Below are 12,833 nucleotides of genomic sequence, written 5' to 3' on the forward strand. Positions count from 1 at the left end.
TTCGCTGATTTTTTCAATCATAGCCCATCATGTAATCAGACAATCCTGAACTATGATTCATCTGATTACACAGATTTCGCTGATTTTTTCTAATCACAGTCCATCAGTGTAATCAGATGAATCACAGTTCAAAACCTATTGCTTCAGTATTCGTCGGACGGTGGACCGGTCGCCGAGTCTGATTTGCAGGAAATAGATACCAGCGGGTTCGTCGCCGAGTTTGATGACCGTTTGCCGCTGCCGCGTTTTTACCGTCTGCGCCACCTCTCCGTTGAGACGGGTCAACTGAATATCGGCTGCGTTTTTCAGCATCGGATCATCAATCTCAACGGTCACATCACCGTTCGTTGGCACAGGGTACACCTTCACCGACGTGGCAAAGGGAGACTCATCCGCCGTTAGTATGTCGACGCGGATTCGGACCGAGTCGACGCCGTCAATGTGTCCCGTTCCGCAGCCGTTTGTCACACTCAGCAATTTGTACGTCGTCGTACTGTCGGCCGTGAATGTCAACGAATAGGGATTGGTGGTCGGGCTGATCGGACGAACACCTGTGCGATCCCGATAGGTTGCCTGCCAGGGCGCATCACCGCTGAAGGTGAAGTTCAACTGAACGCGCTCACCCCGGTACACCACGGTTTTGCTCGCACTGATCGACGCGGTGGGCAACGCTCGTACGTTGAGCGTCGTTGCACTGGGTGCACTGACAACCGGGTAGTTTGTGTTTGTCGCCCTGACCCGAATGAAATACAGTCCCTGCGCGTAGTTGATCGGGACAGTCGTCTGAATGACAGGGCCCTGCACTACGCCCGTGGAAATAGCCCGGTACTGCCGGGTCGCCGAATCACCAGCGAGCGCCATTTCCACCACGAAGGTGTTACCGGGTGTAAATGTACCACTGGTCGTGAAAGGCACGTCGATCTGTCCGCCCGCGCAAACCGATGACACCGACAGCCCCCCCGCAACGATCGCTGGTCTATCGACCGTGACGGTTGCCGAACCGGATGCGTTACCGGCCCCGCAGCCATTCGACACCCCGAGCAGCGTGTACGTCGTCGAGGCCGTGGGCGTTACCGAAATCGTGCGGGTGATTGTACCCACCGAAGCCGATTCTGCCACGCCCGTGATACCATTCGAGAGCGTGTAGCTGTACGGCCCAACACCCGACAGCGTCAGCGTCAGCGGTGCGCCACTGCCGTAACTTACCGTGGTGGTGCCGCTCAGCACGGCCACCGCCTGGGCGTTGACCGTAACGCGGATTTCAGCTTTACGGCTTTCGCAGCCCTGCGCGTTTGTCTGACTGACCGAATAACTGGCACCGGCCGTGATAACGCTGGTGGGTGGTGTCGGCGCTGCGGTTGTCACGGCACCACTCGGGTCTACCCAACGTAGCCCGCTGCCGCTGGCCTGCAACGGTGTCGCCTGCTGATTCTGGCAATAAGCAACCGGCGTCGTTACCGTCGGCACGGGCAACACCGTCACCGTGTACAGTACCGTTGCCTTCGGGCTAACGCAGCCGTTGACGGTCTGGGTTACTTTGTACGAATAAGTCTGGGTTGACTCAACGCGCGTGTCGGGCGTGGGCGTCCCGATCTGACTGTCGTTGGCATCGTACCATTGCAGGGCCGTACCCGACGCCGTCAGCGGTTGAGCCGGGGCGTCCTGACAGCCGCTCTGCGTGGCCTGTACAACCGGCGCGGCCGGGCTGGCATTGACGACTACCTGCGCCAGTGCCCGTGGTCCTTCGCAGGAACCGACCGTCTGGCTAACATAGTACGCGAACGTACCGGCAACGCCTGTCTGCTGAACAATCGAGCTACCCAGGCTACCCGTCGACGTGGCGTCGGCATACCATTTCAGCCCCTGCCCCGCTGCGGTCAATACAATCGGGGCGGTATTCTGACAAACCGGCGCACTGGTTGGCACGACGGGAGCCGCTGGCGTTGCCGTAACCGTCACCAGCAACAGTGACCGCTGGCTTTCGCATCCGTTGGCGTCGGTCTGACTAACGTAGTACGTGATCGGTCCGGGATTCGCCGTTGCAGGTACTGGTGCCACCGTCGATGGTGTGCCGCCCGTCTGCGTCGTGTACCAGTTTACCGGCCCGAAAGCCGCTACCGATAAGGCCAGCGAGGGCGGGGTAGCGTTCTGACAGATACTCAACGGCGTTGTCGTCGGGGCAGCAGGCAGGGCCCGGATCGTAACGGCAATGGCCGCCCGCGGACCTTCGCACCCATCAGCCGTGATCTGACTGACGTAGTACGACTGCGTACCCACGGTGTTTGTCGGTGGTACCGGGGGCGTTGCCGATCCGGTGCCGCCAGTCGGTACCGTGTACCAGTTCAGCGTACCACCCGAGGGTGTGGCCGTCAGCGCCGGAGCCACACTGTTCTCGCAGTAGGCCAGCGTAGGCGTTACCGTTGGCGCAGCGGGCGACGGTTTGATCGTGGCCGTAACCTGAACACGTGGGCCCTCGCAACCGCCGATATTCTGGCTCACATAGTACGTCACCGTACCGGCTGACCCGACGGGGGGCGTTGGTGGTGTGCTGGACGGTGAGCCGCCCGTTGGGGTCGTATACCACTCCAGCGTGCCACCCGAACTCGGGATAGCCGCCAGCGCGGTGCTGGTTCCGTTCTGGCAATAAACTGGTGTAGCCCCAACCGTCGGAGCCGCCGGGGTTGCGTTGATCAGTACAACAATGGTCGCCTGTGGGCCTTCGCAACCATTGATTGTCTGACTCACGTAGTACGTAAACAGACCCGGTGTGGTTGTCGGTGGTACAGGCGCTGTTTGCGACGGGGTTCCGCCAGCCGTTGTGTACCAGTTGAGCGTACCCGTACCGGCAGCGGTCAGCGGCAGCGCCGTTACACCCTGACAATACGTTATCGGCGTTGGGCTGGTCGTCGGCGCAGCGGGGAGCGGGTTGATTGTGACGGTGAGCGTCGTCTGTGGTCCTTCGCAGCCGTTGACACGCTGGCTAACCAGATACGTCTGCGTACCAGCAGTACTCGTCGGTGGCACGGGAGCCGTGGTCGACCCGGTACCGCCCGTACCGGCGTACCAATACAGCGTACCACCCGGACTTGGCTGGGCCGTCAGCGCGGTCGACGCGCTGTTCTGGCAGAAGCTAACCGATGCAGCAGCAACGACCGGTGCGGCTGGCAACGCATTGACCGTAACGACGATCGGCGTAGTTGGGCCCTCGCAGCCACTGATGGTCTGACTCACGTAGTAGGTTTGTTGTCCGGCGGCACTCGTATTGGGGGTCGGGGCCACCGGCGAAGCAGTCCCACCAACGACTGTGTACCAGTTGAGCGTGCCGCCCGTGCTGGGAACCGCTGTCAACGGCGTCGCGGTACCGCTCTGGCACAGGCTGATCGTCGGACTAACCGGAGTCGGCGCGACCGGCGTGGCCTTGATCGTTACCGTGATGCCTGTTCTATCGCTTTCGCAACCGTTGACCGTCTGACTCACGTAGTAGACCTGCACACCGGCGGTAGTTGTGTTCGGTATCGGCGCAACGGACGATGCAGTGCCGCCAGTTGGCACCGTGTACCAGTTAATCGTACCGCCCGTGCTGGGTGTCGCCGTCAGCACCGGGGCAACGCTGTTCTGGCAGTACGCCAGGGCCGCGGTTGTTGCCGGTACGGCCGGTGCCTGATAGATGTTGACAATGATTGACGCTTTCGGGCCTTCGCAGCCATTGACCGTCTGACTAACGGAGTAGGTCTGCTGTCCGGCCGTGGTCGTGCTGGGTGTCAGCGCAGCGGATGAGGCAGGGCCACCCGCCGGGCTATACCAGTTGAGTGTACCGCCTGCGCTGGCCGTAGCCGTCAGCGGCAGGGCAACGGCGTTTTGGCAGTAGTTAACGGGGGTGCTGACAGCGGGCGCAGCGGGCAGGGCTGTGACCGTCACGATGATCGCTGCCTTTGCTCCTTCGCAGCCGTTGACGGTCTGGCTCACATAGTAGGTCATCGTCGACCCGGCCGCAGTCGTTGGCGGGGCGGGGGCGGTAGCCGAGGGCGTCCCGTTGAGCGTGGTGTACCAGTTGAGCGTGCCGCCCGTGCTGGCCGTCGCCGTCAGGGTAACGGGGGCGCTGTTCTGACAAACAGCCACAGCCGTCTGGCTGACAACCGGCGCAGCGGGCAGGGCGTTGATCGTTACCGTTATCGTAACCCGATTGCTTTCACAACCGTTGATCGTCTGGCTCACGTAGTAGGTCTGTACACCGGCCGTGGTCGTATTCGGTATTGGTGCAACGGATGAGGCTGTGCCACCGGTGGCTACCGTGTACCAGTTGAGCGTACCACCCGTGCTGGCCGTCGCCGTCAGGGCCGGCGGTACACTGCTCTGGCAGTAGGCCAGTGTCGTCGTGGCTGTCGGTACAACGGGAGCCTGACTCACAGCAACCGTGATCGACGCCCGTGGCCCTTCGCAACCGTTGACCGTCTGACTGACCTGATAAACAACCGGGCCGGGCGTGGTGGTAGCAGGCGTTGGAGCAACCGACGCCAGCGCATTACCCGTCGGATCGTACCAGTTAAGTGTACCACCTGTGCTGGCGGTGGCCGTCAATGGCTGGGCAACGGCGTTCTGGCAGTAATTGACGGGGGTGCTAACCGTGGGCGCAGCGGGCAGCGGGGTCACTGTCACGCTGATGGCTGTTTTTGGTCCTTCGCACCCATTGACTGTCTGGCTCACATAGTAAGTCATCGTCGACCCGGCCGCAGTTGTTGGCGGAGCGGGGGCCGTCGGAGAAGGCGTCCCGGTAGCTACCATGTACCAGTTGAGCGTACCGCCCGTGCTGGCTGTTGCTGTCAGGGTAACGGGGGTGCTGTTCTGACAAACAGCCACAGCCGTCTGGCTGACAACCGGCGCAGCAGGCAGCGCATTAATCGTCACAACGATGGTGGCACGGTCGCTTTCGCAGCCGTTAGGGCTCGTCTGCGTGACGTAGTAATTGGTGACGCCGGGCGAAGTGGTCGAGGGCGTCGGCGTTGGAATGGCCGGGCTACCCGCCGGGTCGGTGTACCAGCGCAGGGTACCGCTGGCGGTGGCTGTCAGCGATGTAGCAACGGCGTTCTGGCAGTAGGTTACCGCTGGCGTTACGGTCGGTATTGTGGGTTTGGGATTGATCGTTACGGCAATGGTCGACCGTGGTCCTTCGCAGCCGTCAACCGTCTGACTGACGTAATAGTAGCTGGTTGGGGGAACGTTACTGGCCGTCGACGGGGTGAACGCGGTGGGTGAGGAAGTCCCGCCGGTCTGCGTCAGATACCAGTTAAGCGTACCGTTTGTCGCTGGCGTGGCCGATAGCGGTTGCGCCGTTACCCCCTGGCAATAAACGACAGGCGTGGCGCTGACAGTCGGTGCAACGGGCAATGCCTTGATCGTTACGGCAACCACAGCGCGGTCGCTTTCGCAGCCATTCACCGTCTGACTCACATAGTAATTAACCGGTGCGCCGATCACGCTGGTCGACGGAATCGGAGCCGTCGCGGTCGCCGTGCCGCTGGTCGGGCTGGTGCCGTACCAGTTGAGCGTCCCGCCATTGTCGGCCACCGCACTCAGCGACGACACCTGATTGGCGCAGAACGCTACGGGGGCCGTAACGGGCGGGGCAGGTTTAGCCTTCACCTGTACGGCAATGCTGGCCCGGTCGCTTTCGCAACCGTTCAGGTCAGTCTGTGTGACGTAATAAGTCGTTGTGCCGGGGGAGCTGGTCGACGGCGTGGGGGTGGGAATAACCGCACCACCTGTCGGGCCAGCGTACCATTTCAGCGTGTTGGTTGCAGCGGCCGTGGCCGACAGGGCTGTTGGCTGCGCAAACTGGCAGTAAGCAGCAGGTACGGCAACGGTCGGAGCATCGGGTTTGCGGATAACGACCACTGACACGCTCGTCTTCGGCCCTTCGCAACCATCGACGAGCTGACTGACCTGATACACCGTAGTCGCGACTACGGCTGACGATGGGATAATCGACGCAAACGTGTTACCCGACGGATCATACCATTTTAGCGTGCCGCCCGTGCTGGCCATTGCCGTCAGGGCTGTGGGGGTACTGCTCTGGCAGAGTGGCACCACGTTGAGGGAAACCGTTGGAGCGGCCGGTAGCGGTTTCACCGTTGCTGTCAGCGTAGCGCGGTTGCTTTCGCAGCCGTTGCCGTCGGTTTGGCTGACGTAGTACGTGTAGGTCGTAGCAGCCGAGGTCGACAGTACCGGGGCTGTCGTGCTACCTACGCCACCCGTCGGTGTTGTGTACCATTTCAGGATGCCCGTAGCCACCACCGCCGATGGCAGGCTGACCGTCGTTGCATTCTGGCAAACCGTAATCGACGTGGTGACGGGTGTTGTCGGTAGCGGGTTAACGCGTACGACGATACCGGCTTTGTCGCTTTCGCAGCTGTTACCGTCGGTCTGCGTTACGTAGTAGGTGAACGTGCCGGGCGTGGTAGTCGATGGAACGGTCGCCTGCGTCGTGAAGGTCGTGCTGGCGAGGTCGGTACCGTACCATTTCAGCGTGTTGTTGGGTATGGCCGTTGCCGACAGCGAAGTAGCTACGGCATTCTGGCAGTACGTTACTGGTGAGACAACCGTGGGTGCTACCGGCCGCGAGCTGGTAATGACCGTCACCGAATCGCGGGGACTTTCGCAGCCATTCCCATTCGTCTGGCTCACGAAGTATTTCACGCTACCCGCAATGGTAGTCGAGGGGGTTATCGAAGTGGCCGATACGCTGGTCGTGTTGGTCAGGTACCATTTCAGGTTCTGGCCCGAGGCCGTCAACGGCGTTGCAGTTGCCCCCTGACAGTAAAGCACCGTACGGGGTGTTGGCACAGGCGGGCTGGGCAGTGGGTTGACGGTATAGGTAATGGCAGCCCGGTCGCTTTCGCAGCCGTCGGCGCTGGTCTGGCTCACGTAGTAAGTCGTGCTGCCAACCGCAGTGGTCGACAGGACGGGTGCGACGGTGGCCCCTACCCCACCAACTGAAGCCGTGTACCATTTTAACGTGCCAGTAGCCGTAACGCTGGTCGGCAACGACGGGGCTACTGTGTTCAGACAGGCACTCAACGGAGCCGTAGCGGGGGCCGTCGGTTTAGCGTTGATCGTTACACTGATGATCGCTGGCTGACTGATACAGCCTAACGGATCGCGCTGGTTAACCGAATACGATGTTACGCCCGTTACCGTCGTCGGTGGCGTGGGAGCGCTACCCAGCTGTTGCCCATTGAGCGCGTACCAGATCAGCGTGTTGTTAGTTGCAGCGGTGGCACTCAGCGGAGACGCCGTTGCAAACTGGCAATAGACCACGGGCGTCGTAACGGCGGGGCGGGTCGGCTGGGCATTGATCGTTACCGTGATCGGAGCCCGTGAACCGCTCTCGCAGCCGTTGACCGTCTGGCTCACGTAATAGATGTTGCTGGACTGGGTTTGCGGGGTTAGCGATGTGGTACTTGTCCCGCCCGACGAAACCGTATAGAAGTTCAGCGTACCGCCCGGCGATGGGGTTGCCTGTAAGGGCTGCGCGGTAGCGTTCTGACAGTAGGCCACCGGACTGACGACCGAAGGCGGATTCGGCAGTGCGTAGACCATGTAAGTAATGGCCGCCCGGCTGCTCTCACAGCCATTGGTGTTCGTCTGACTCACGTAAAACACCTGTGGTGGACCGGTTTGGCTGGTCGAGACCTGCGGAGCCGCAGCCAAACTGGCCGACGTGGGCGAGGTGTACCATTTCAGCGAGTTCCCCGATATGGGCGTCACACTGCTGACCAGCGACACCGTTGCCCCCCCTTGACACACATTGACCGGGCTGGTGGCCGGGGCGGGGGAGCCGTATTAATCGTTACCGTAATCTGAACACGGGGACTTTCGCAGCCGCTGGCGTTACGCTGACTTACTTGGTAGAACGTCGTACCCGGATTTGTCGTCGATGGCGTTGGGGCCGTACTACCTAATGCTGCTCCCTGACTATTGTACCAGTTGAGCGTATTACCCGACGTTGCCGTCGCCTGTAGCGGCTGCGCTGTCGTATTCTGGCAATAGGCAACCGACGTGTTGGCAACAGCCGGTGCCAGCGGAGTCGGATTGATTGTTACCGTCAGCGGGCTACGGGCACTTTCGCAGCCGTTGGTGTTGGTCTGTGTGACGTAATAGGTCGTCGTACCGGTCGTACTTGTCGAGGGTGTAATCGACGTGGAGGCCGTCCCCCACTAGAGCTGGTATACCATTTCAGATTCTGCCCCGTAGCCGTCAGCGAGGTAGGGGTGGCGTTCTGGCAGTAGCTGACATTGGTCGTCGTGGGTGCGTTGGGCAGCGCGTTGACGGTAACAGTCAACGGAGCACGGTCGCTTTCACAGCCACTGCTGTTGGTCTGACTAACGTAGTAAGTTGTCGCGCCCGGTGTGGCAGTCGAGGGCGTTATCGACGTGGAGGCCGCACCACCACTGGCAGCCGTATACCATTTTAGATTCTGTCCCGACGCCGTCAGCGAGGTAGGAGTGGCGTTCTGGCAGTAGGTAACGTTCGAGGTTGTTGGCGCGGCAGGTAGGGCAACCACTGTAAAAGGCTGTGTCGTCGCCGACCCGCCATTACTCTGATTGAGTACCTGAATCGTGTAGGAGCCCCCGGCTTTATTGCGCGGAATAGTAACTGATACTGTGCCACTAGTAGAGCCGGCTGTAATTGTTGCGAGTAGCTGAGTAGTAGTATTAGTGCTGGGACCAACAAGGTTAATACTCGTCTGTGAAAAAAGGCCAAGCGCGTTGGTGTAGCTAAACGATACGTTACCGCCTGCGCAGACGGTAGATGGCGTGACATTACTAACCGTCACCTGGGCCTGCGCCACACCGGCACAGAGGAATAACAACGCAACCACACAGCGAAACAGCCGTAGAGATAAAGACATAATAAAACAGGTTAGCCAAAGAGGACACGCATATTATGTCCTGTTAGCGGGCAAAGTCAACCTGTTTCAAACAGCTGGTCGGTGAATGTATTTCGAGGAGTAATTCGTCTTATGTTGTGGTTACTGACACGGTAGCAGGCTTTGTAAAACTGAGGCTTTGTCCGGACGCGACAGTTCATTTTCCTCAGCACTGTGTAGACGACCATAGGCCCATTCAGCCCCGGCGGCTTCGGCGATAACCGCGATCCCAGCGCGTTCTGATGACGTAAACACCCCGCACGGACACGATAAAATAGCCGTCGTTTTTGTCACTGTTACCGCGCTTGGCTCCGGGCCGATTGGGCGGTAAGCCGATTTCGGAACGACGGTCAGATAGCGCAGCCGCCAACGAACTCATCTGGCTAAAATCTGGATAGACGGTACTCAAATCGTCGAGGTAATCGCTCATCACGTGGGTGTACGTGCCTTCCAGGTGCAGCCGCCACCGTTTATCGGTAACCAGCGGGTAACCAAACCCGTACCGGATGATTAGCGGTAACCGGTTGTAGTCGACACCCTCCGTGTGCATAGGGGCCAGATCGTACTCGTGGCCCTGATAAGTGGCTTTGGGCGACATATAGGTCAGGCCCAGACCAGCCAGCAGGTACGGACTCCGGGGGCGGGTACGGTGGGTTGTAGGCCACAGATCAACCTGTACGCCCGCCCACACATCGGGATTCAGGCTATGAAACGACAGGTTGTTGTAATCGATGCGGGTATGCTCGTGACTGCCGTAGATGTAGTACAGTTGTGCTTCAGCGCGCAGAACGGCGTGGGTCGACAAGCGGTAGGCACCGGATAGGGCGACGGATGCACCCAGGCGCAGATGCGAGAAGTCGCCGGGTTCGTTCATGTCGCCAGCGTAGCGCGTCGTTCCCAAACTGACCGATGCCAGCCATGTGCCGGGTTGTTCCTGATAGATAGCTGCTCGCTGAGCGTTGGCAGATAAGGGTAGGCACAGGCTGAGCAGCCCGGCGGAGAGCAGGAATGAATAGGTAAACAAGTACGGATCGAATGACGGTGGGTAGTTGTCACCAATGTACACACGATCAGTACATCCTATAAAAACGAATTAGTAACCGGTCAGCTACTGGTCAGATACGCGCATTCCTAAATACAATCATCGCCAAATAGCTGTTTGTCAACGCACTAGCCAACTCATCCACTCAACATACTAGGCGACTAGTGTATCGATTAGCTTCGCCAGTTTCCGGTCAAGGTCGGTGATGGTATTACCCGCATCGTGGGTGGTCAGCTTGATCGTAACCTTGTTGTAGACGTTGGACCACCACGGATGATGATCCATCTTTTCGGCAGCCATCGCCACGCGGGTCATGAAGGCGAATGCCTCCGAAAAATCAGCGAATGTAAATTCGCGCACGAGCTGATTATCTTCTTCGCGCCACATAGCGGTATTCGGTTTACGGTATTCGGTGCTGCCCCTACCCGACGCAATAAGCCTGGGCGAGTCTTATTTCAGCACGGTGATAGAGCCTTTATACACGGCCGGGAGGGGCGAAATTAACCGAATCTGGTAAGTATACACGCCCGGCTCCACAACCTGCTGCTGGTAGGTTCCGTTCCAGGAAGTTGCGTAGCCCGTCGACCGAAACACCACTTCGCCCCAGCGGTTATACACGGCCACCTCACAGTCGGTGAAAGCTGCCACATTCCGCACATCCCAGACGTCGTTTACACCATCACCGTTCGGGCTGAAAGCGTCAGGAATATAGATTCGTTCGACGACTTCTACCGTCGTTTCTCCCGACGCCGGGCACCCCGCCACGTCGATAGCCTGTAGGCGATAGGTCGTTGTCTGATCGGGTGCGGCCCAGGGGGTTTCGGTAGTGGGGTTATCGAGCCCGGTTGGGGGCGACCAGCTGGCCCTGGCAATCGGATAGTTGGGGGTGGGCTCCAGTTGTACCCGTCCACCACGCGCCAGCGGGTAGCGGGGGGGTAGTTTGAGCTGTAGTCCATCCGAAACCCCGATCCAGCGCACCGCTTCAGCCGGGCATCCGTTCCCCGATTGAATGGTATAGCTCACCCGGTGCCGACCCAGTCCGGCCGCGCCGGGGTTAAACTGATTTCCCGCTACGCCCGCCCCGGCATAGGTACCGTCGGTCGGGGTGCCGCGCAGCGTGACGGGGCCACCACCCGGCTGGCAAAAGGGCGGAATGGAGTCGAGCTGAACGGTGGGTCGGGCTTTTCGCTGCACGGTGATCCAGCCGGACAGCGCGGAACAGCCCGTTGCGTCGGTAACCTGCACCCGGTACGTGCCGCCCTCTCGAACGGTCAGCCGTGACCCACCCGCTATACCGACCGGCAACCATTGGTAGCGGTACCCGGCTTCGGTACTGGCGGATAACAGCACCGAATCGCCCTCGCAGAATGATGTCGCCGACGCCTGCAAACGGGCATCAGGGCGTGGTGACAACTTTATCTGTAACGTATCAGCATTAGCGCATCCCCCACCGGTCGCACTTACCGATACGATGTAGGTGCCGCTCCGGCTGGTGCGCAACGATGATCGCTGCTCGTTGTTCAGTAGCTGCCCGTCCCGGCGCCAGCTGTATTGCAGTCCTCCCGGATCGGTGGTTTTCAGGGTAATGGTATCGCCGTCGCAGAAGGGTGCTTTCTGGGCGGTCAGGTCGGCGGGGGCAAGTCGCTGCGCCGAACCTGTACCCCTTCCGATACGGTGTCGCTGGCGCAGGTGGTTTTGTAACTTCGGATCACCGTGTACACCCCCGGCTGCGCGGCTGTCAGCGAGTACGACGTCATGCCCGACAGCCGAAGCCCGTCTTTTTGCCACTGGTAAGCGTATAGCGGGTCATTGTCGACGGTCAGCAACGCCGTTTGTGCCGGACAGATAGCAACCGTAGTGGCTGGCTGACCGCTGTACTGGATGCGGGCCACTGGTGGTTTGCGGGGGGTACACTCGATGACGGGTAGCTGAAAATCCCGGCGAATCAGCCCGATGCGCTGTCCGTTCCGGTATTCCTCGACCTGCACCGTAAACAGAAAAATACCCTGCCGCGATGCCTGTACACTCAGCAGTCCCGTTCTGGCATCGACCCGCAGCGGTGGATTTCCGGGAATGGCATTCTGCGCGCTGTAGCCACTGGCCCAGGCCACTTCTGGATACGTCAACCTAACCTGTTCGTCGCCATACACCACCTGCGTTGTCGTGTAGCCCTGAAGCGGGGTCACCAGACTATACCGGAGTTCATCCCCATCGGCATCGACCGCTCCCAAATCGAACGTAAATGGCTTATTCAGGCAGATATACGCACCATTGGGCAGCGCAAACGATGGCGACGAATTGGCCACGAACGCACCGTTGCGGAGCATGGGCGGAAACTCCATGTATATCGCCATGCCCAACCCGGTCGGGGTCGCCATGTTAACCGTCGTGTTGTTCCGGCAGCACCGTTCCCAAACCATGTAGTAGCCGTCGGGATCGGCGTACTTCGCAACGTCGAACTGATAGTCGCGGTAGTACAACGCCTGCGTCGTGCGCAGGTTCAGCTGCGTAGCGCAGGCATCGTTGTCATAAATCAGGGGTGTAGTCGTGCGGAGGTCGACCTGAATTTTCTCGATCAGCACCGGGTTGCGCTTCCGAAATACCATCACGTTGATAATCGCGTCCTGATTGCCCGACACCAGCGCCGACGTTTCCCAGTACTGCGTCATCTGTATCCGGAAATAGCCCGGTCGGGCCTTGTCGAGCGCGAGCAGACTGATGTCACCACCGACGATATGATTGGCCCAGGTAACCACGGGCCAGCAGACCAATACCAGAAGAACAAGCAGCCGATGCATAAAGTGGGCGAAGCAAGCACCAGCCGCACACGCGCCAGCTGGCTGCCTATCAGGTAATTATAAGCAG

Annotated in this window: 7 protein-coding genes; all 7 read right to left on the minus strand. The window is 59.8% G+C overall.

Features of this window, described 5'->3' with window-relative positions:
* Positions 1 to 135: 135 nt before the first annotated feature.
* Entirely contained in the window at positions 136 to 7,803 is a 7,668-nt protein-coding gene (locus tag HH216_RS19310) for a T9SS type A sorting domain-containing protein (protein ID WP_169552293.1), read from the minus strand.
* Positions 7,761 to 8,192, minus strand: a complete 432-nt coding sequence (locus HH216_RS26930) for an immunoglobulin domain-containing protein (RefSeq protein ID WP_408641801.1) — start codon at positions 8,190 to 8,192, stop codon at positions 7,761 to 7,763. Before HH216_RS26930 ends, HH216_RS19310 begins: the two co-directional genes overlap by 43 nt.
* The gene (locus HH216_RS19315; protein WP_169552294.1) at positions 8,102 to 8,908 is read right to left on the minus strand and encodes an immunoglobulin domain-containing protein; all 807 of its coding nucleotides are present in this window, start codon (positions 8,906 to 8,908) and stop codon (positions 8,102 to 8,104) included. Before HH216_RS19315 ends, HH216_RS26930 begins: the two co-directional genes overlap by 91 nt.
* A 214-nt stretch (positions 8,909 to 9,122) precedes the next feature.
* Positions 9,123 to 9,950, minus strand: a complete 828-nt coding sequence (locus HH216_RS19320) for a hypothetical protein (protein WP_169552295.1) — start codon at positions 9,948 to 9,950, stop codon at positions 9,123 to 9,125.
* A gap of 171 nt (positions 9,951 to 10,121) precedes the next feature.
* Positions 10,122 to 10,355 (minus strand): 4a-hydroxytetrahydrobiopterin dehydratase, encoded by a 234-nt coding sequence (locus HH216_RS19325; RefSeq protein ID WP_169552296.1) that lies wholly within the window; start codon positions 10,353 to 10,355, stop codon positions 10,122 to 10,124.
* Positions 10,356 to 10,418: 63 nt separating this feature from the next.
* A complete protein-coding gene (locus tag HH216_RS26740; RefSeq protein ID WP_332871519.1) occupies positions 10,419 to 11,318 on the minus strand; it encodes a gliding motility-associated C-terminal domain-containing protein in 900 nt (299 codons plus the stop codon).
* A gap of 272 nt (positions 11,319 to 11,590) precedes the next feature.
* Positions 11,591 to 12,766 (minus strand): hypothetical protein, encoded by a 1,176-nt coding sequence (locus HH216_RS26200; RefSeq protein WP_254448517.1) that lies wholly within the window; start codon positions 12,764 to 12,766, stop codon positions 11,591 to 11,593.
* Positions 12,767 to 12,833: the final 67 nt, after the last annotated feature.

This window comes from Spirosoma rhododendri (assembly GCF_012849055.1).
GTDB classification, from domain to species: domain Bacteria; phylum Bacteroidota; class Bacteroidia; order Cytophagales; family Spirosomataceae; genus Spirosoma; species Spirosoma rhododendri.